The sequence below is a fragment of the Pseudomonas sp. GW821-FHT03C07 genome (assembly GCF_059420925.1).
Genome location: NZ_JBWKUQ010000016.1, coordinates 1 through 18,872, shown reverse-complemented (window position 1 = coordinate 18,872; position 18,872 = coordinate 1). Strand labels below are relative to the sequence as shown.

Below are 18,872 nucleotides of genomic sequence, written 5' to 3'. Positions count from 1 at the left end.
AACTCAGGCACCCAGCCCGAGTTTCCTGGCCCATACATCGTATTCGTTGATGTCGCGCACGGTGTCCGGGCTCGCCGCCGCAAAGCGGGCGATTTCATCTTTACGCATGAACACCACCCCCGGTTGCTTGAGGGCATACTCGAGGAATCGTCCCAGGGAGCGAACCCGCGCCGGTCGACCGGCGATGCGATCATGGGTACTGATCGACATCATCCGCCGACGACTGCCGGCTTCTTCGTAGAGCTGCTCGAACTCATCGTGCAACTGCCGCTCGAACGCGTCGACGCTGTACTGGTAGCCCTCGAACTGGATGATGTCGTTCAGGTTCATCGTATAAGGCACCACGACAAAATCCTTGCCCCGCACCGGAATCAGGAACGGCTCGTCGCGACTGACATCATCGATGTGATACTCGAAGCCCAGGTCCTGCAGCAGGTTGAGGGTATTGGGGGTACCGCGCATGGCGGCGCCGTTGTAACCGACCGGGCGCACGCCGGTAGCCTTGACGATGCTGTCGATGTTGTCGGCAATGAACTGGCGCTCGTCCTCCAGCGACAGGTCGTACTGTGGAATCCAGTCACGCCCGTGAGCTGCCGCTTCGTGGCCGCGCTGGACGATTTCCCTGGCCACCTCCGGGGAACGGTCGACCGCGCTGCCGACCATGTGCGAGGTGACCTTGATGCCGTACTTGTCCCAGAGGTCGAGCATCCGCTGAATCCCTTCCCGGTAACCGTACTTGTACCAGGACTGGGTGGGGAAGTCCGGATAGCCGTCCTTCATCCCGAACATGTTGCTGAACGGCCCCATCGCACCAAAGGGGGCTTCGCCGCCCGCTTCGAACTGCATGGAAACCGATATCACGAGCCGGACACCTTCCGGCCAGAACGCCTTGGTCATTTTCTTGCCTCTTTCAGGGTGATGCGGGGATCGAAAGCCAGGTCCGCACTGGCCTGGCCCTGGCTTGCAAGAACGGACACGCGCTACTGGCGGGCCCAGATGCCGCGATAGACATCCCGGTAGTGGTTGTCCGGGTCATACAGGTTGCGGGGCCCGCCATCCGCGGTGATATTGCCGGCCACTACCAGGTGCACCGGCGCACTGAAGCCGCTCGGTGCCTGCCCGGCAAACGCCCGGTTCAACTCGTCGACTGCCTGCCAACCCTGCTGGGACACCGGCTCGGCGACCGTGGCGCTCTGGTATTGCCCGGTCCGAATGCGCTGGAAAGCGGTTTCGCTGCCGTTCCCGGCGGAAATCCCGAGCAGCGGCCCATCCGGGGCATAACCCGCCTGCTGCAGCGCCGGGGCCATGAAATCGAACGTCAGGTCATTGATCGACAAGGCGTAGGTCCATTTCGCCCCGAAACGCTGCAACAGCGTGGTGGTCAGTTGTGGCATGCGCGTCGCGGAATCGGCCAGGGGCGCGTCCTCGACTTTCAGTAGCTGGCAACCCGAACACTGCTTGACCAGGTCAGCCATCGCGTTGGATTTGCTGATCGCAATTTCGTAGGTGGAGTCGGTGAAAATCACCACCCCGGCCTTACCATAGGACTGCGCGACGACATACATCACCGCCGCCTTAGCGACTTCGAGCGGATCAGTGGCCAGATTGGTAAACAGACCCGTCGCGGGCGCCGGACCGGGCCTGGACAACGAGTGCCAGCCGACCACGCGGATGCCCCGCGCACTGGCATCCTTGATCAACTGCGCCTGCTCATTGGCATCCACGCTGCCCAGCACGATACCGTCCGGCTTGAGGGCAATGGCCTGGTTCAAGGCCGCCGAGCGACCCGAAATGGAGCCTTGCCCATCCAGCGAGCGGAAGCTCCAACCGATGGATTTTGCAGCTTCCTGCACCGCCTGGCCGACGCCCCGCGGGCCACTGTCACGCTGGTCCGCGGAGACGAACACAATGCTCTTGCGCGGTTGCGCGGGCACGCCGGTAGTGGGACCGGTCCAAGGTTGGCCAGGCTTGGTGACCTCGAGGGTATAAGCCCGTGCGGCGTCAAGGAAGGCATCGTCGGCATGGGCCGGTGACGACAGTGGCAGCCATGCCGCCATTGCCACGCAGAGGTGTAGCCGCTTCAGGTTGAGCATTTTCATGGTGTCCCCTTTTGTTGTTTTTGGAGGAGGTGCATCGCTGAAAAAAGGGTGTCAGGTATGGGCCGGCTTACCCTCCGGATTGGCCTGTGTCTGCGCCGGAACAGCTGGGCGTTTACGCGCTACGCCACGCCGGCGCTGGGCGTAGCCGGCAATGCCGATGGCCACCAGCAGCGTCATGCCGTTGAACAGCGGCTCGACATAGAACTCGCCACCCAGTTGCTGGATACCGGAGATACCCACGGCCAGGATCACCACCCCGACCACGGTGCCCCAGACATTCACCCGTCCCGGCTTGAGGGTGGTCGAACCGAGGAACGCGCCGACCAACGCCGGCAACAGGAAGTCAAGCCCGACACTGGCCTGGCCGATGCGCAGCTTGGCGGCCAGGATCACCCCGGCGAACGCCGTCAATAAGCCGGACGCGACGAACGCGCCGATCACATAACGGCGGGTGGGAATGCCATTCAGCGTGGCCGCCCGGGGGTTGGCGCCAATCGCATACAGGTAGCGGCCGACCGGCAGGTAGTCGGCCGCGAGCCACAGCAGCAGGCTGATGACCAGGACATACACCGCGACAATCGGCATGCCCCAGAGGTGACGGGTGAACAGTGCCGTGAACGAGTCCGGCAAGCTGCCAATGACTTGCCGGCCCTGGGTATGCCACATGGCAATGGCGTACAGGACGGTGCCGGTGCCCAGCGTGGCGATGAACGAGTCGATCTGGGCAATTTCCACGAGCAAGCCGTTCAACAGACCCAGCAGCGCTCCCAGGAGCAGGACGATGACGACGGCCGTGATCCAGTCGAGCCCATAGACCGTCTGCAGGCTGATTGCCAGGATGTGCCACAGCACAATGCCGTAGCCCACCGTGAGGTCGATGCGCCCGCTGGACATCGGGATCATCGCCGCCAGCGCGAGGATGGCGATAATCGCCTTGTCACCGACGATCGAGCGCAGGTTGAGCAGTGTCGGAAAGGTGTCCGGCAGCAGGACCGAGAACAACACGATCAACAGCACGGTCAGGATCGGCAGGCCGAACACCGGTAGCCGGCGCAACAGGCGCGCGCCGCCCGAGAGCTCGGCCAGCTCCCGCCGGGTCGGTTCAAGCGCATTGGATTTAAGCGATTGCATGGTGGAACCTCACTCGGGTTGGATTATTGTTGTGGGAGCAGGATCGACGGCATCCAGGGACGCGCAGCGCAGCAGCGCATCGACGCTCAGTTGAGCAACCGATAACTCACGGGCAATCCGGCCCTCGCGGAAGATCAGGGCGCGGTGACAGATCTGTGCGGTTTCTTCGAAGTCCGAGGAGATCAGCAGCACCGCCATGCCGGTCCTGACCGCCTCCCCGAGCAGGCGGTAGATCTCCACCTTGGCGCCGATGTCGACACCGGCGGTGGGATCCTCGAGCATCAGTACATGGGCGCCAATGCGCAGCCAGCGGGCGATGACCACCTTCTGCTGGTTGCCGCCGGACAGGCTTTCAATCGGCGCCGCCGGATCATTCGGCACCAAGGCCACGCGTCGCCCCAGGTCGAGGGCTTCACGGGTTTCACTGGCTGCCGGGCGCAATGCAAGCCCGCCGCGACCGCTGGCCAACGGATTGAGAAAGAGGTTTTCCCGGATACTCAGGCCCGGGGCGATCGATTCCCCGTAGCGGTCGCCGGCCACCAGGCAGACCCCGCTGGCGATGGCGGCGGCGGGTGTCGAAAGGTCCACCCGGGCGCCATTGAGCAAGACTTCGCCGCAGAGGATCGGAGCCGCCCCGAACAGTGCCTTGCCCAAGCTGTCGTGCCCGGCCCCACGCAAGCCAACCAGGCCAAGGATCTCGCCACGGCGAACGTCGAAGCTCAACGGCCCGGCCTCCTCCGTCACCAATCCCCTGACGGTCAGGACGGTCGGTGCGGCGCTGAGCAGTTGCGGACGGATAAAGACCGCATCGGGTTCGCGTCCGATGATGTGCCGGATCAGTTCGTCCGGACGGGTTTGCCGGGTCAATTGCTCCGCCACCTTACGACCATCGCGCAATACGACGATGCGATCCGACAGGGCAAAGACTTCGTCGAGCCGGTGCGACACATAAATCATCGCCACACCGCGGGCTCGCAGCCCCTTCAGGACTTCATGGAGCCGCAACACCTCATTCTCGGGAAGACTGGCACTCGGCTCGTCCAGGACCAGCACATCGGCGTTACTGGAAAGCCCACGGGCAATGGCCACCAGGGACTTTTCCGCCCGGCTCAATTCAGCGACCCGTCGCTCCGGATCGATCTCGCCCCCCACCAGCGCCAGCGCCTCACGGGCCCGGCGGGTGACCGACGACCAATGGATAAGTCCGGACTGCCTCGGATAGAAGGTCGAGAGTGCGATGTTCTCCGCCACGCTCATCCAGTCAACCAGCCCCAGGTCCTGGTGCACGAAGGCAATACGCTTGCGGTTGGCCGCGGGATCGAAGGGCTCGCCACGAAACAGCAAGCGGCCGCTGGAAGGCAGGTGGACGCCGGCGAGGATCTTGATCAGGGTCGATTTTCCGGCACCGTTTTCCCCCAGCAGGGCGACGATTTCGCCGGGGGCGATAGCAAAACTCACGGCCATCAGGGCCGGCACGCCGTTGAATTTTTTCCCGACCCCTTCAACCGTGAGAATGGCCGGACGGGTCGCATCATGCGTGAGACTTCCAGGATGTAGATCAACGGGCATATCATCCTCCGTGGCCGATTTTCGTTTTATCGGCCTGTTATTTTTGTTTTCGGCTATTATCCGCTTCAGAAAAATTGCCACCGGCTGAAATCGGCCAATCAATCATCGAATATCGGCCAGCGGTAAAACACAGTTCGGCCCACAGCGACGAATCGGCGGGAGTGATGAGATGGGCGATGCGGCAGAGTTATCGGCCTGGATCGAACCGGAGGATGACCGACACAACCCGTTCCGCTGCGAGGCTGTCATTCCCGAATGCGTGGAACGCATCGAGCCGGGACAACTGACGGTCGGTTCCCGGGGCGACTGCAAAAACAAGATTCTGTGCGTGGAGCGTGGCCGGGTAAAACTCGAAGGCCCCCATGGCCAGTGGCTGGTATTGCCAGCGCATATGGTGTTCATTCCCCATGATCGGGCCTACCGGATCTGCACCAGTGCGGATGCCGTGCTGGTGGTCATCCACCTGAGTGCGCAACATACCGTCTGGCAACACGAGGGTTGCTGGGCTGCGTCGATCAGCAGCCTGGCCCGGGAAATGTTCGGCTATGCCTTGCGCTGGGGGCGCACGCGCAATGCCGACGATGCCGTGGCCAACGGCTACCTGAACACCCTCGGCCTGCTCTGCAAGGACTGGTTCGAATGCTCGAGAATGATGTGGGTGCCCTATGGCGAGTCGCCGATCATCAAGCGTGCCGTCGCCTATACCCGCACGCGGCTGGATACCGCGACCATTGAATTGGCCGCCGATGCCGCCGGCACCTCGACCCGAACCCTGCGCCGACATTTCCAGGAGGAGTTGGGCATGAGCTGGCGCCGCTTCCTGCAGGAGTTGCGCATGGCCCGGGCGATCGAATTGCTCACCCGCAAGCAGATGTCGGTGACCCAGACCGCGCTGGAAGTCGGTTTCAACAGCGGTGCCGCCTTCACCCTGGCGTTTACCACCTTCACCGGCAAAACCCCGAGCGCCTACGTCCGCGACTTCCTCAGCAACGGCTCGATCATTCAACAGACCTGAGCACGGCTGGGCGTCAGGCCGCGACGCCCGGCCCAATACGAACTCTCGTCATACCCGCTACGAAAAATCGTATTACTACGTAATTACGTAGCCGATCAGTTGCCCAAGATCGCCGAAAAAGTCTCTCTAAATTATAAAATACCCATATTTTTCAAAGAGATAAAAACAACCCTCAGCCACCCTGAAAAACTGGCACGTCCTTCGCTCTAGGCCTTGCAACGATCCGCCACTCCCGGCCATCGAGAACAGCAACCCTAACGGAGACGACAACATGCCAAACGTGGAAATTGCCCATTACCAAGACGGCGACTTTCTCGTCAACTACGAAGAGAAAGTCTTCGAAGACGTCAAGGCCGAACCGGGCGCCAAGGCCCTGATGACCTTCCACACCATCGCCTTCGAAGGCTCCATCGGTCTGGTCAACCTGCTGCAGGCCAAGCGCCTGCTGCGCAAAGGCTTCGAAACCAAGATCCTGCTCTACGGACCCGGCGTGCAACTGGGTGTACAACGCGGCTTTCCTACCCTCGGCGCCGAGGCCTTCCCCGGCCATTTGGCCGTGAACAACCAGATCAAGGCCTTCATGGCCGAAGGCGGTGAGGTCTACGCCTGCCGCTTCGCCCTGCAAGCCCTGTACGGCCAGACCGAAAAAGCCCTGATCGAAGGCATCCGCCCGATCAACCCGCTGGACGTGATGGACCTGCGCCTGCTGATGCGGCGCGAGGGCGCCATGATCATCGACACCTGGACCGCGTAAGACAGCACCCGGACTCGTAAAAAGAGCCTGGTTTGCCGGCGATGGCGAGCTCAAACGCCATCGCAACGTCCAACGCCATTCAAGCGTCGATCCCCCGACAGGAATCCCCGACATGCCTACTATCCGCGCCGCCGCCGTCCAGTTCAGCCCCGTGCTGTACTCCCGTGAAGCCACGGTGGCCAAGCTCTGCAACACGCTCCTGGACCTGGGCCGCGAGGGCGTTCAGTTCGCCGTGTTCCCGGAAACCGTGGTGCCTTACTACCCCTATTTCTCCTTTGTCCAACCGCCTTTCTCGATGGGCAAGGAACATCTGCAACTGCTGGAACAATCCGTTAGCGTGCCGTCCGCTGTGACCCGGCAGCTGGGCGAGGCCTGCCGGGAAGCCGGGATCGTCGCCTGCATCGGCATCAACGAACGCGACGGCGGCACGCTCTACAATGCCCAGCTGCTGTTCGATGCCGACGGCACGCTGATTCAGCATCGCCGCAAAATCACCCCGACCTACCATGAGCGCATGGTCTGGGGCCAAGGCGATGGCTCGGGCCTGCGCGCCACCGACAGCGCCGTCGGCCGTATCGGCGCACTGGCCTGCTGGGAGCATTACAACCCGCTGGCACGCTATGCGCTGATGGCCGATGGTGAGCAAATCCACGCGGCGATGTTCCCCGGCTCCCTGGTCGGGCAGATCTTCGCCGAGCAGATTGAAGTCACCATCCGCCACCATGCTCTGGAATCCGGCTGCTTCGTGGTCAATGCCACGGCCTGGCTGGATGCCGGACAACAGGCGCAGATCATGGCCGACACCGGCTGCGCCCTGGAGCCGATTTCCGGTGGCTGCTTCAGCGCCATCGTCTCGCCGGAAGGCAAGCTGCTGGGTGAGCCACTGCGCAGTGGCGAAGGCGCGGTGATTGCCGACCTCGATTTCAATCTGATCAATAAACGCAAGCGGATGATGGACTCGGTGGGGCATTACAGCCGCCCGGAATTGCTCAGCCTGCTGATTGACCGGCGCCCTACCGCGCACCTGCATGAGCGCCGCGAAAGCTTCGAGGGACAGGCCCATGAATAACCTGAGCGCGCCCCCTGCCCGCAGTGACCTGCTGGCCGAACTGCAATGCCACGGCGTGCGCTGGCAAGGCGCCGACGGCCTGTCGCGCAAAGGCGGCGCCGGGCCGTCGGACCACAAGGCACTGAGCCTGGGCGAACACACCGCCATGGTGCCGATGCTCAACCGTGCCTCCCTCGACTCGCCCTACTCCGCCATCCCCGATGCGGCCGGGAGCCAGGCGCTGATCTTTCGCGAAGGCCGGCAAGTGGGCCAGGTGCAATTGCCGGGGGTGCCGAACTTCTATGCCCTGAGCACCGCAGACGGCACGCCCTACTGGAAAATCGCCACCCTGCACAGCAAGGACGTGCTGGCGACCACGATCCTGCAGCACTGCATCCGCATGAACGAAGCCGCCACTTCCTGCCAGTTCTGCGCCATCGGCCAGTCCCTCGCCGCGGGCAAGACCATTGCCCGCAAGCGTCCGGCGCAATTGGCTGAAGTGGCCAAGGCCGCCGTCGAACTGGATGGTGTCAAGCATATGGTCATGACCACCGGCACCCCGCAAACCTCCGATCGGGGCGCGGCGATCCTCTGCGAATCGGCGGCGGCCGTGACCGCCGTCGTCGACCTGCCGATCCAGGCCCAGTGCGAGCCGCCGGACGACGACGCCTGGTTCCAGCGCCTCAAGGACAGCGGCGTGGTCTCGCTGGGCATGCACCTGGAAGCGGTCAGCGACACCGTGCGCCAACGCATCATGCCGGGCAAGGCCGAGGTGCCGCTGGCGCGCTATTTCAGCGCCTTCGAGGCTGCCGTCCAGGTGTTCGGCCGCGGCCAGGTCAGCACCTACATTCTCGCCGGCCTGGGCGACAGCGAAGATGCCATCGCGCAGATGAGCGAACGCCTGGCCAGCCTCGGGGTGTACCCCTTCGTCGTGCCATTCGTGCCCATCGACGGCACGCCCCTGGCCCATCACCCCAAGCCTGACAGCGCCTTCATGCAACGGCTCTATCCGCGCATCGGCGCCAGCCTGCGCAGGCACGGCCTGCACTCGGACCAGATCAACGCCGGCTGCGCCAAATGCGGTGCCTGCTCGGCCCTGAAACACCACGAGTAACCGGAGTACCCGCCATGGCCGAACATGCCTTTGCCCTGATCGACAGTACCTTCAGTGATTTTCTCGCCGACGACCTGCTGGTCAAGCCCGCCGCCGAAGCCTGGGAGCGCCAGGACTATTATGCGTTGCGCCGGGCGGTGTTCAGCACCGAGCAGCAACTGCTGGCCCAGGACAAGGACGAAAAGGATTTCCAGGCCATCCCCATCGTTGCCGTGGCCCATCACTGCGGCATGCCTGAACAGGTGGTCGGTGCCGTGCGCATCTATGAGAGCGCACCCGGCGTCTGGTATGGCGGGCGCCTGTGTGTCGAGCAGGCCTACCGGCGTCACGGCATGATCGGCAAGGCGCTGGTCAATGAGGCCGTGTCGCGGGCCATCGACCTCGGCTGCCAGACCTTCCTGGCCACCGTGCAGCAAGCCAACGAGAGCTACTTCCACAGCCTGCACTGGCAGACCCTGCACCCCATGGACTTGCTCGGCCAGCCGCACTGCCTGATGCAGGCACAACTGCAGTGCTATCCGTTCATGCCACGACAGGTCGCGCTGTTGACACGCAAGGTACGCCGGCATGACTAAGCCACAACGCCTCGAAACACCGTTGCAAAGCATGCTGGCCAGGCTGTGTGACACCCCGGCGATGCGCGCCAAGCAAGCGATTCAACGCCCGGCGCGGGCACTGCCGCCACACGCAATCAACCATGACGATCGCTATGCATTGCCGGGCGACGACACGGCGGCGATTCGCTGCGGCGATCAGTATCAGCTGCTCGCCATCGAGGGCATGATCCCGGCCTTTGTCGAACAGGCGCCGTGGTTCGCCGGCTGGTCGGCGGTCATGGCCAATGTCAGCGACATCACCGCCATGGGCGGCCGCGCCAACGCCGTGGTCAACGCCTATTGGCACCATGACAGCCTGGCCGCCGACAGTGTACTGGCCGGCATCCACGACGCCTGCCAGGCCTACGGCCTGATCCTCGCCGGCGGTCACACCAGCCAGGCAGCGGGCAACCCCGCAGCACTGGCGGTGGCGATCAGCGGCTGGGCCCGCAGTTTGTTGTCGACCCTGCATGTCGCGCCGGGCCAGGTCATTGCCATGGCCGTGGACCTCGACGGCCAGTGGCACGGTCATGCGCCCTACTGGAAAGCCTTCGAGAATGTGCCCGCCGAGCGCCTGCGGGAAAAACTCGAAGTCATCCCGCGTCTGGCCGAAGCCGGGCTCCTGCTGGCCGCCAAGGACATCAGCAACGCCGGGATTCTCGGCACCTTGCTGATGCTGCTGGAGCCCAACACCTGTGGCGCGAAAATCGACCTGGACGCCCTGCCCATCCCGACCGATGCGCCGCTGGAGCGCTGGCTGCAAGCCTTCCCCAGCTACGGCTTCCTGCTCACCCTGGAGCGCAAGGACCTGTCCACCGTAGAGGCCGCCTTTGCCTTTGAAGGCATTCACTGCGCCTGTATCGGCGAGGTCGATGACAGCGCCCGACTGCGGGTCAGCCAGGGCAACGAACAGCGCGAGTTCTGGAACCTGGCCGCCCAGCCTTTCACCGGATTCAGTTACCCCGAACGCCAACCTTCAGCCGTATCAAAGGAACCCTGACATGCCCGCCGTCAATATTCGCCTGCGTTGGCCCGATGGCCAGGAAAGCAACGCCTATTCACCCTCGACCACCATCTACGAGCACCTCGAAGCCGGCCGCGCCTACGTCATGGCCGAGTTTCTGCGCCGGGCGGAAACCGGTCTGAACGCGGCTTCGGAACGGGTCAGGCAGGTCAAGGGGTTCTATTGCAGTGCAGCGATGGACAGCCTCGGCGGCTTGCGCTTGAGGGCCCGGGCCTTTGCCGATCCCGCCGCCCAGGTGGAAGTCCTGGAAATCAGCAACCAGGGCGCCGGCAAGGTTCACTACTCGGGCTTCGGCGATATCTGACCGCCCCCCTTCATCCCCCAGAGGACTTCAACATGACTCACTACAAAGCAATCGTCGTCGGCGGCGGCCAGGCCGGACTTTCCGCCAGTTACTACCTGCAGGAGCGGGACATCGATCATCTGGTGCTGGAAAAACACACATTGACGCACACCTGGCGCAACCAGCGCTGGGACGCCTTTTGCCTGGTGACGCCGAACTGGCAATGCGCGCTGCCAGGCCATCCCTATGAGGGTGACGATCCTCACGGTTTCATGAAAAAAGCCCAGATCATCGACTACCTCGACGGTTTTATCGCCAAGGTCAATGCCCCGGTCAAGGAAGGGGTTGCGGTGCAGCGCATGAGCGCACGCCCCGAGGGTGGCTACCTGCTCAACACATCAAAGGGTGACTTCACGGCCGATCAGGTGATCGTTGCCAGCGGCGGCTATCACACGCCCATCATCCCACGCCTGGCCGAACGTTTGTCCGACGAAATCACCCAGCTTCACTCCGAGCAGTACCGCAGCCCCCAGGCCCTGCCCGCAGGCGCCGTGCTGGTGGTCGGCTCCGGGCAGTCCGGGGCGCAGATCGCCGAGGACCTGCATCTGGCCGGTCGCAAGGTGTTCCTGGCCGTCGGCGATGCGCCGCGTTGCGCTCGCTTCTATCGCGGCAAGGATGTGGTCGATTGGCTGGCACAGATGGGCTACTACGACATCGGCGTCGACACCCATCCGCTGCGCGAAGGCGTACGCGACAACACCAACCATTACGTTACCGGGCGTGACGGCGGGCGCGATATCGACCTGCGGCGCTTCGCCAGCGAAGGCATGGAACTGTTTGGCCGACTGAACAGCCTGGACGGCAGCATCCTGAAATTCGCCTGCGACCTGGGGCCCAACCTGGATGCCGCCGACGCGGTGTACAACCGCATCAACAGCAGTATCGACAAATACATTGCCGACAACGCCATCGATGCCCCAGCCGGCACAGCGTATACCCCGCTCTGGACCCCGCAAGCCGAAAGAAGCGAACTGGATCTGGCGGACAGCGGCATCACCAGCATCATCTGGTGCATCGGTTTCCAGCCGGATTTCAGCTGGGTCGATGTAGCGGTTTTCAATGGCCGCAGCTATCCCGGTCACAGCCGTGGCGTCACCGCTCGACCCGGCCTGTATTTCCTCGGCCTGCCATGGCTGCACACCTGGGGCTCCGGCCGGTTCTCGGGGATTGCCCGGGACGCGCAGTACCTGGTGGAGCACCTGGCCGCGAGACAGCACGACTGATCAAAGCGGCCAGCACCGTGCATCACCGGATCCTACCTTGAGCAGAGCATTGCCGACCGATATCCCGGTCGGCAATCACCCGAGACCGCCATGCCAGACAATCCCCTCTTTCATGTTTCGCGCGAACAGACCTACCTGGCCAGCATGCCCAATCTGGCCTTTAGCGGGGTCTGCGAAAACTGGCTGCTGAAAGAATGCGGCCATCAACACTGGCTGGCATTGGCCAACCTGCATGACCGCCCTTTGCCAGACTTTCGAGACGACCGTGGGCGTATTGCCTACGCGGCGTTTACCGCCGTACGCAGCTGGGACATGGCCCTTGAGCAGATCACGGAAAATCGCCACTTTCACATTCATACCCGCCTGAGCCGTGCCGGCCTTGCCCGACACTTCAGCGAACATCAGATCCTGCTCGGCGAGCGCACGGTGGGTCGACTGGCGTTGATCTCGACCTTCGTCAGCCGGCACACGTCCGGAGACAATCGCAGCGTCAAAAAAGCCTGCCTCGCCGGCTCGAATGCCCGAATCGCCCCACCGTCGACACGGCTCGAAGAACTGCACGCGGACAATCGACGGCTGCGCAGCGGAGAGTGGCAAAGTCACTATGGTATCCATCGCGAACAATGCGCACCGTCAAACGTATTCGATTTCAGCCCGTGCCCGGATGTGGATTTCAACGGCGCGGGCTTCCTTTATTTTGCCAATTTCCAAGCCATGGTCGAACGGGCGGAATGGTCGCTTCCGGGACTGCGTCGCCCCGGTCATATCCGGCGCAGGGAGCTGCACTTTCATGGCAATCTGAACATCGGCGACAGCCTGCGGATCAAGCTGCATCCCAGCCAACCGGGCAACAGGAACCTGCACTGGTGCGAGCTGTATCGGCGTGGCGATGACTACAAGCTGGCCGACATCTTCACCGAGAAAGTCTACCTTTCGGATTGCAGCAGACCATGACCCGCCCCCCTCTCTGGCGCCCTCAGGGTCTACAGTTGAAAGCAGTTTACCAAGCCAGCGACCTGGAGGGGCTGGAACACCTCGACGGCCGCCCCGGTCGGGCCCCTTTCATACGTGGCCCTTATCCCGGCATGTACACCGAAAGGCCTTGGACGTTGCGCCAATACACCGGGTTTGCCGGCGCCCAGGCGTGCAATCAACGCCTGCGCCAAAGCTTGGCGGAGGGTGCCCAAGGTCTGTCGCTGGCTTTCGACCTGCCCACCCATCGCGGCTACGACTCCACCGCCCCACAGTGTCACGCCGACGTAGGCAAAGCCGGGGTTGCCATCGACAGCGTCGAAGACATGCATGAGTTGCTGGCGGGCATCGAGCTGGACAAGGTGTCGGTGTCCATGACCATGAACGGTGCCGTCCTGCCGATATTGGCCGCATTCATTGTGGTGGCCGAGGAAAGCGGCGTAGCGCCTGAACACCTGCACGGCACCATCCAGAACGACATTCTCAAGGAGTTCATGGTGCGCAACACTTACATCTTCGGCCCTCAGCCGTCGATGCGCATCAGTCTCGATGTCATCGAATACCTCAGTAAGACGATGCCAAGGTTCAACCCGATCTCCGTCTCCGGCTATCACTTTCAGGAAGCCGGGGCCGATGCAATAACAGAACTGGCGTTGACCCTGGTGAACGCCCGCACCTACGCGCAAGCGGTAGCGAAACGCGGTCTGGACCTGGAAACCTTTTGCACACGAATGAGTTTCTTCTTCGGGGTCGGCAGCGATTTTTTCAGCGAAATTGCCAAGCTGCGCGCCGCACGGCTGCTGTGGTGCGAAATGGTCAGGGATTTAGGGGTCGAGGGTGAAAAAGCCCAGGCGCTGAGAATGCACTGTCAAACCTCGGGCTGGTCACTGAGCGTCCAGACCCCGCTGAACAACGTTGCCCGCACCACTGTTCAAGCAATGGCGGCGGTGTTCGGCGGTACCCAATCGTTGCACACCAACGCCTGGGACGAAGCGCTGGCCTTGCCCAGTGAAAGCTCGGCCCGGCTTGCCCGCGATACACAACACATTCTTCAGCAGGAAACCGGGTTATGCGATGTCATCGATCCCTGGGCGGGCTCGTACATGATGGAAGCCCTGACCGCAAACATGGCGACACAAGTACGCCAGCTCGTCGCCCGGATCGATCGCGAAGGGGGCGCGCTGAAAGGCATTGAGTCAGGCTGGATCAGCCGCCTCATTCAAGCACAAGCCATCGCCACACAAGCCCGACTCGACAGTGGAGCCCAACCGCGCGTCAAGGGGCGCGCGCTCCTGTGCACTTCGACACCCTTGCAAACCGCCTCCCCCATTGACAGCGCCGCACTGCGCACCCGCCAGGTTCAGCGCCTCGATACGCTACGACTCACCCGTCAAAGCCTGCAGGTTGAACAAACGCTGGATGCATTGACCGCCTGCGCTCAAACCGGCCAGGGCAATCTGTTGCACGCGACCATCGCGGCGATCAGGGCTCGGGCAACCGTGGGCGAATGCACCCAGGCACTCGAACGCGTGTGGCCGCGCTTCAAGCTGCCGAGCGAATTCCTGCCGGGTTGCTATGGCGCACAAATACACGCGGAGCCACGATGGCACAGGCTGTGCCGGCGCGCGCAGGCGTTCAGTAGCCGACATGGTCGCCCCCCCACGGCCATTTTGGGCAAGCTCGGCCAGGATGGTCACGACCGCGGCCTGCGCCTGATTGCCGCCGCGCTGACAGACGCCGGGGTCGAAGTGCGGATACTGCCCATGTTCCTGACCCCGGACGAATTTATTGGGGCATGCCAAACGCAGGGAAACATCGATCTAATCGGCATTTCGAGCCTCGCCGGCGCTCATATCGAACTGCTACAACAACTGATGACGTTGTTGAAGGGATTGGACTTGAAGGTCCCGGTGGTTGTCGGCGGAATCCTTCCCGAGGCGGACATTCACCGGCTTTGCTCATCGGGTGTCGCCGCCTGCTTCGGCCCCGACCAGGATGTGCTTGAGATCCTCGATCAGTTGCTCCATCTGCTCGAACAGCCTGTTCAGGATAGGACACCAGAGATCCCGTTATGACAAACCGCTGGCGTCATCCCATCTGCAGCCACGCATGGCGCTTTACAGCCTGAAACGCTCAACCAGCCCCTGGAGACCGACGGCCAACCGGGAAAGCTCGCCGCTGACAATGGACGTCTGGTGTGAGCCGGTCGCCGTTTGCGTCGACAGGTCGCGAATACTGATCAGGCTTCGATCCACCTCCCGGGCGACCTGCGCCTGCTCCTCCGCCGCCGTCGAGATCAGCAGGTTGCGCTCGTTGATCTGCTGGATCGACTCGGTGATCTCGCTCAAGGCCTGGCCCGCGGCCTCGGCCAGGCGCAAGGTGGCTTGCGCCTGCACGGTGGTCTGGTCCATGGACGCCACGGCATTACCGGTCCCGGCCTGGATATCGCGGATCATCGTCTCGATTTCCTCGGTAGACACCTGGGTCCGATGGGCCAGTGCCCGCACCTCGTCCGCCACCACCGCAAAACCGCGCCCGGCCTCGCCAGCGCGGGCAGCCTCGATCGCCGCGTTCAGGGCCAGCAGATTGGTCTGCTCGGCAATGGCGCGGATCACATCCATCACCTTGCTGATATCCACGGCCATCACCGACAGACTTTTCACATCGGTGGCAGTGGATTGCACGCTCGACACCATCTGGCCAATGGCACCGAGGGTCTCATCGACGCGAGCGCGCCCACTCGAAGCCGTCAGGCTTGAGGTGGTCGCCGCCGCCGAGGCTTGCGCCGCGTTGCTGGCCACCTCGTCGACCGCGGCGCTCATCTCGGTGACCGCCGTGGCCGCCATTGCGATTTCATTGTCCTGGCGGACCATCCCCCTGGCGGCGGCCTCCGTCACTGCATGCATCTGCTCGGCGGTCGCGGCCAACTGGGTCGATGAGCCGCCAATCCGGGTAATGGTCTCGCGCAGGTTGGCCTGCATGGTCGCCAGCGCCGCCAGCAGTTGCGCCAGTTCGTCCGCCCCCTTGATCACAATGGGCTGGCTGAGATCGTTGCGGGCAATACGCCGGGCGATTTCGAGGGACTGCTCGAGAGGTGCCATGACGCTACGGGTGTACAGCCAGGCCAACAGCACCGTGGCAATCAATGACACCAGGATCAGTGCACTGACCATGACCCGTGTTTGCCGATAGACGGCGTTCGCCGCCTCGCCGGCATCCCTGGCCTTGAGTTGCCCCTGCTCGATCAGGGCCTGGATAGCGGCGGACACCTGCTCACCCCCGGGGCGCACATCCGTTTGGGTAAAACGATTGGCGCCGATCAGGTCGTTCGCCGTCATAAAGGCCAGGTACTGGTCTTCGATGACATTGAAGGCCTGGATGCTGCTTTGCAACGCATCGAACAGTGCCCGCTCTTTCGACGTTACCACCAGCCCGGACAGGCGCTTCATCTTCTCCCCGGTACTGGCACGCAGCGCGGTAATCTCCTCCAGGCCATGGGCATTGACCTCTTCAGTTTCCAACGGATTACGCAGGCTGGCATTGTCGGCACGGAGCAGGACAACGCTTTTATCCAGTTCTCCCAGTACCTGGACTGTCGGCAGGACCCTGCCTTCGACAAGATCTTCGGCGTCATTCAAAGCCGAGGCCTGCCTCAACGCAAACAGGCCCATGCCAACGATCAACAGGCAAAAAAGCCCGAAGCAGACAACCGAACGCGGCGCAAGATTCAGCTTTCTGAGAAGCATATATCACTCCAGGCAAATAAATTGGGCACGAGCGCCGGCCACCGCGGGCGAACAAGCTGAACCTGTTGTTCGCCCGCGGTGGCTGTCTGGCTCAGCCGCGATGACGGCGGCGGAAGTAGTCAACCAGGCCCTGCGTCGAGCCATCGTCGGCGGGAGGCACATCAAACCCGGTCAGGCTGGTGTAGACGCTCGTGCCCAGCTCCTTGCCCAACTCCACGCCCCACTGGTCGAAAGAGTTGATGCCCCAGACCACGCCCTGGACAAAGACCTTGTGCTCATACAACGCGATCAAGGCGCCGAGACGCCGCGGATCGAGGGTCTCCATCACCAGGGTGTTGCTGGGGCGGTTGCCCGGGATCACCTTGTGCGGGGCCAGGCGCTGCACATTGGCTTTCGACAGCCCCTTGGCCCGCAACTCGACCTCGACCTCCTTCAGACTCTTGCCGCGCATCAGCGCCTGGCTCTGCGACAGGCAGTTGGCGTACAGCCAGTGATGATGGTCGGCGACCGGCTTGTGGCTGACCACCGGCACGATAAAGTCCGCCGGGATCAACGTCGTGCCCTGGTGCAGCAATTGGTGATAGGCGTGCTGACCGTTGCAACCGACACCGCCCCAGATCACCGGCCCGGTGGCGCAGGACAGCGGCGAGCCATCCTGGCGCACGCTCTTGCCGCTGGACTCCATGTCCATCTGCTGCAGGTGCTTGACGAAGTTGCGCAGGTAATGGTCGTAGGGCAGGAAGGCATGGGCCTGGGCGTCCCAGAAATTGCGATACCAGATGCCCAGCATCGCCAGCAGCAGCGGCATATTGCTTTCGAACGGTTGGTTGAGGAAGTGCTCGTCCATGGCATGGGCACCGGAGAGCAACTCCTTGAAGTTGGTCATGCCGATGGCCAGGGCGATCGGCAGACCGATCGCCGACCATAACGAATAACGGCCACCGACCCAGTCCCACATGGGGAAGATATTCTTCTCGCGGATGCCGAAATCGAGCGCCGCCTGGTTGTTGCTGGTGACGGCAATGAAGTGCCGGTAGAGCTTGTGCTCATTGCCACCGCTGCTCAGGTACCAGGCGCGCGCGGCCTGGGCATTCTTCAAGGTTTCCAGGGTCGCGAAGGACTTGCTGGAAACGATGAACAAGGTGGTTTCAGCATTCAGCCGCGCGGTCAGTTCGTGGAACTCACTGCCATCGATATTCGCCAGGTAGTGGCAACGTACCCCGGACTGCTGGCTGTAGGGCAAGAGCGCCTCGGACACCAGCTCCGGCCCCAGGAAAGAGCCGCCGATGCCGATATTGACCACATCGGTGATCGCCTTGTCACTGTAGCCACGCCATAACTGGCTGTGAATGCGGCCGACAATATCGGTCATTTTCCCCAGGGTGTCGTGGACATCGCGCATCAGGTTATGTCCGTCGACCATCACCCGATCCCCCACCGGTCGGCGCAAGGCCGTATGCAGTGCCGGGCGGCGTTCCGAGGCATTGACCGGCTCACCGTCGAACATCGCCTGGATCGCTTGCGCCACTCCGCTTTCCCGAGCCAGGCGGATCAACAACTCTCGGGTTTCCCGGGTGATCAGGTTCTTCGAGTAATCCAGGAACAGCCCACAAGCGGAAACGGAAAACTCGTTGAAACGCCCGGCATCCGCCTGGAACGCCTCGCGCATGTTGAAGCGCTGCATGGCCAGCCGATGCGTATCAAGCGCCTGCCAGGAAGCCAGGCCCGTCGCATCGAGGGGTTGCAGATAGTGCTTGGCTGGGCAGTGTCCGTCAGACGCCGACTGCGGCGCCTGTACGGTCATTCCCCCACCCGCGGCTTGGCCAGCAGGGCTTGCGCGGTTGCAAGCAGGTTGTGCAGGGTAATGCCGAAGTGTTCGTACAAGGCTGGCGCGGGCGCCGACTCGCCGTAGGTGGTCATACCGATCACACGACCTTCCAGGCCCACGTACTTGTACCAGTAGTCCGCGTGCGCGGCTTCGATGGCGATCCGCGCCCCCACTTGCAGCGGCAATACCGCCTGCTTGTAGCTCGCATCCTGCGCATCGAAGATGCTCGTGCACGGCATCGACACCACACGGACCTTGCGGCCCTGCTCGGTCAGCTTGTCGTACGCCTGCACCGCCAGGCCCACTTCCGAACCGGTAGCAATCAGGATCAGTTCAGGCTCGCCCGCGCAATCCTTCAACACATAACCACCGCGGTTGATGCATTCGATCTGCACCGCATCGCGCTGCTG

General features: G+C 62.8%; 17 protein-coding genes and 1 pseudogene. 10 read left to right on the top strand and 8 right to left on the bottom strand.

Features of this window, described 5'->3' with window-relative positions:
• Positions 1-3: 3 nt before the first annotated feature.
• From AC07VG_RS25050 to AC07VG_RS25035, 4 genes are all read right to left on the bottom strand, one after another.
• Entirely contained in the window at positions 4-897 is an 894-nt protein-coding gene (locus AC07VG_RS25050) for a polysaccharide deacetylase family protein (protein WP_495001803.1), read from the bottom strand.
• A gap of 83 nt (positions 898-980) precedes the next feature.
• Positions 981-2,099, bottom strand: a complete 1,119-nt coding sequence (locus AC07VG_RS25045; protein WP_495022064.1) for a substrate-binding domain-containing protein — start codon at positions 2,097-2,099, stop codon at positions 981-983.
• A 51-nt stretch (positions 2,100-2,150) separates the two neighbouring features.
• Positions 2,151-3,230 carry an ABC transporter permease gene (locus AC07VG_RS25040; RefSeq protein ID WP_495022063.1) on the bottom strand — a complete coding sequence of 360 codons (1,080 nt, stop codon included), beginning with the start codon at positions 3,228-3,230 and terminating at the stop codon, positions 2,151-2,153.
• Positions 3,231-3,239: 9 nt separating this feature from the next.
• On the bottom strand, positions 3,240-4,799 hold the full coding sequence (locus AC07VG_RS25035) for a sugar ABC transporter ATP-binding protein (RefSeq protein ID WP_495022062.1): 1,560 nt from the start codon (positions 4,797-4,799) through the stop codon (positions 3,240-3,242).
• 169 nt (positions 4,800-4,968) lie between these two features.
• Here AC07VG_RS25035 and AC07VG_RS25030 point away from each other — a divergent pair, with 169 nt between their 5' ends.
• The 10 genes from AC07VG_RS25030 to scpA all read left to right on the top strand — a co-directional run bounded on the left by AC07VG_RS25030 (position 4,969) and on the right by scpA (position 14,963).
• Complete coding sequence (locus AC07VG_RS25030; protein WP_495001799.1) at positions 4,969-5,814, top strand: helix-turn-helix domain-containing protein; 846 nt, start codon at positions 4,969-4,971, stop codon at positions 5,812-5,814.
• A gap of 271 nt (positions 5,815-6,085) precedes the next feature.
• The gene (locus AC07VG_RS25025; protein WP_495001798.1) at positions 6,086-6,568 is read left to right on the top strand and encodes an MSMEG_0572/Sll0783 family nitrogen starvation response protein; all 483 of its coding nucleotides are present in this window, start codon (positions 6,086-6,088) and stop codon (positions 6,566-6,568) included.
• A gap of 112 nt (positions 6,569-6,680) precedes the next feature.
• The gene (locus AC07VG_RS25020) at positions 6,681-7,637 is read left to right on the top strand and encodes a Nit6803 family nitrilase (protein ID WP_495001797.1); all 957 of its coding nucleotides are present in this window, start codon (positions 6,681-6,683) and stop codon (positions 7,635-7,637) included.
• Entirely contained in the window at positions 7,630-8,730 is a 1,101-nt protein-coding gene (locus AC07VG_RS25015) for an MSMEG_0568 family radical SAM protein (RefSeq protein WP_495001796.1), read from the top strand. The genes AC07VG_RS25020 and AC07VG_RS25015 overlap by 8 nt, the downstream gene beginning before the upstream one ends.
• A gap of 14 nt (positions 8,731-8,744) precedes the next feature.
• A complete protein-coding gene (locus AC07VG_RS25010; RefSeq protein WP_495001795.1) occupies positions 8,745-9,305 on the top strand; it encodes an MSMEG_0567/Sll0786 family nitrogen starvation N-acetyltransferase in 561 nt (186 codons plus the stop codon).
• The gene (locus AC07VG_RS25005) at positions 9,298-10,326 is read left to right on the top strand and encodes a sll0787 family AIR synthase-like protein (protein WP_495022061.1); all 1,029 of its coding nucleotides are present in this window, start codon (positions 9,298-9,300) and stop codon (positions 10,324-10,326) included. The genes AC07VG_RS25010 and AC07VG_RS25005 overlap by 8 nt, the downstream gene beginning before the upstream one ends.
• 1 nt (position 10,327) lies before the next feature.
• On the top strand, positions 10,328-10,654 hold the full coding sequence (locus AC07VG_RS25000; RefSeq protein ID WP_495001793.1) for an MSMEG_0570 family nitrogen starvation response protein: 327 nt from the start codon (positions 10,328-10,330) through the stop codon (positions 10,652-10,654).
• A gap of 32 nt (positions 10,655-10,686) precedes the next feature.
• Positions 10,687-11,916 (top strand): MSMEG_0569 family flavin-dependent oxidoreductase, encoded by a 1,230-nt coding sequence (locus AC07VG_RS24995; RefSeq protein ID WP_495022060.1) that lies wholly within the window; start codon positions 10,687-10,689, stop codon positions 11,914-11,916.
• Between the two features lie 90 nt (positions 11,917-12,006).
• Positions 12,007-12,870 (top strand): Pnap_2097 family protein, encoded by an 864-nt coding sequence (locus tag AC07VG_RS24990; RefSeq protein WP_495022059.1) that lies wholly within the window; start codon positions 12,007-12,009, stop codon positions 12,868-12,870.
• Positions 12,867-14,963 (top strand): methylmalonyl-CoA mutase, encoded by a 2,097-nt coding sequence (scpA, locus tag AC07VG_RS24985; protein WP_495022058.1) that lies wholly within the window; start codon positions 12,867-12,869, stop codon positions 14,961-14,963. Before AC07VG_RS24990 ends, scpA begins: the two co-directional genes overlap by 4 nt.
• A gap of 42 nt (positions 14,964-15,005) precedes the next feature.
• On the opposite strand, the gene AC07VG_RS24980 is transcribed toward scpA, so the two are convergent.
• The 4 genes and pseudogenes from AC07VG_RS24980 to AC07VG_RS24965 all read right to left on the bottom strand — a co-directional run.
• Positions 15,006-15,734, bottom strand: coding sequence for a methyl-accepting chemotaxis protein (locus AC07VG_RS24980; RefSeq protein WP_495001934.1), 729 nt, complete (start codon positions 15,732-15,734; stop codon positions 15,006-15,008).
• Between the two features lie 126 nt (positions 15,735-15,860).
• Positions 15,861-16,634 (bottom strand): annotated as a pseudogene (locus tag AC07VG_RS24975) (MCP four helix bundle domain-containing protein); the annotation flags it as partial.
• Between the two features lie 91 nt (positions 16,635-16,725).
• The gene (gene pgi / locus AC07VG_RS24970; RefSeq protein WP_495001789.1) at positions 16,726-18,438 is read right to left on the bottom strand and encodes a glucose-6-phosphate isomerase; all 1,713 of its coding nucleotides are present in this window, start codon (positions 18,436-18,438) and stop codon (positions 16,726-16,728) included.
• On the bottom strand, positions 18,435-18,872 hold a 438-nt coding region (locus AC07VG_RS24965), incomplete at its 5' end, for a transketolase-like TK C-terminal-containing protein (RefSeq protein ID WP_495022057.1). The genes pgi and AC07VG_RS24965, both read right to left, overlap by 4 nt.

Excerpts from the sequence above, each read along its gene's own strand:
- AC07VG_RS25015 (WP_495001796.1), top strand. The coding sequence starts at position 7,630 with ATGAATAACCTGAGCGCGCCCCCTGCCCGCAGTGACCTGCTGGCCGAA.
- AC07VG_RS25035 (WP_495022062.1), bottom strand. The coding sequence starts at position 4,799 with ATGCCCGTTGATCTACATCCTGGAAGTCTCACGCATGATGCGACCCGT.
- AC07VG_RS25025 (WP_495001798.1), top strand. The coding sequence starts at position 6,086 with ATGCCAAACGTGGAAATTGCCCATTACCAAGACGGCGACTTTCTCGTC.
- AC07VG_RS24990 (WP_495022059.1), top strand. The coding sequence starts at position 12,007 with ATGCCAGACAATCCCCTCTTTCATGTTTCGCGCGAACAGACCTACCTG.
- AC07VG_RS25050 (WP_495001803.1), bottom strand. The coding sequence starts at position 897 with ATGACCAAGGCGTTCTGGCCGGAAGGTGTCCGGCTCGTGATATCGGTT.
- scpA (WP_495022058.1), top strand. The coding sequence starts at position 12,867 with ATGACCCGCCCCCCTCTCTGGCGCCCTCAGGGTCTACAGTTGAAAGCA.
- AC07VG_RS25040 (WP_495022063.1), bottom strand. The coding sequence starts at position 3,230 with ATGCAATCGCTTAAATCCAATGCGCTTGAACCGACCCGGCGGGAGCTG.
- AC07VG_RS25005 (WP_495022061.1), top strand. The coding sequence starts at position 9,298 with ATGACTAAGCCACAACGCCTCGAAACACCGTTGCAAAGCATGCTGGCC.
- AC07VG_RS25010 (WP_495001795.1), top strand. The coding sequence starts at position 8,745 with ATGGCCGAACATGCCTTTGCCCTGATCGACAGTACCTTCAGTGATTTT.
- AC07VG_RS24995 (WP_495022060.1), top strand. The coding sequence starts at position 10,687 with ATGACTCACTACAAAGCAATCGTCGTCGGCGGCGGCCAGGCCGGACTT.
- AC07VG_RS25030 (WP_495001799.1), top strand. The coding sequence starts at position 4,969 with ATGGGCGATGCGGCAGAGTTATCGGCCTGGATCGAACCGGAGGATGAC.
- AC07VG_RS25020 (WP_495001797.1), top strand. The coding sequence starts at position 6,681 with ATGCCTACTATCCGCGCCGCCGCCGTCCAGTTCAGCCCCGTGCTGTAC.
- pgi (WP_495001789.1), bottom strand. The coding sequence starts at position 18,438 with ATGACCGTACAGGCGCCGCAGTCGGCGTCTGACGGACACTGCCCAGCC.
- AC07VG_RS24980 (WP_495001934.1), bottom strand. The coding sequence starts at position 15,734 with ATGGCGGCCACGGCGGTCACCGAGATGAGCGCCGCGGTCGACGAGGTG.
- AC07VG_RS25045 (WP_495022064.1), bottom strand. The coding sequence starts at position 2,099 with ATGAAAATGCTCAACCTGAAGCGGCTACACCTCTGCGTGGCAATGGCG.
- AC07VG_RS25000 (WP_495001793.1), top strand. The coding sequence starts at position 10,328 with ATGCCCGCCGTCAATATTCGCCTGCGTTGGCCCGATGGCCAGGAAAGC.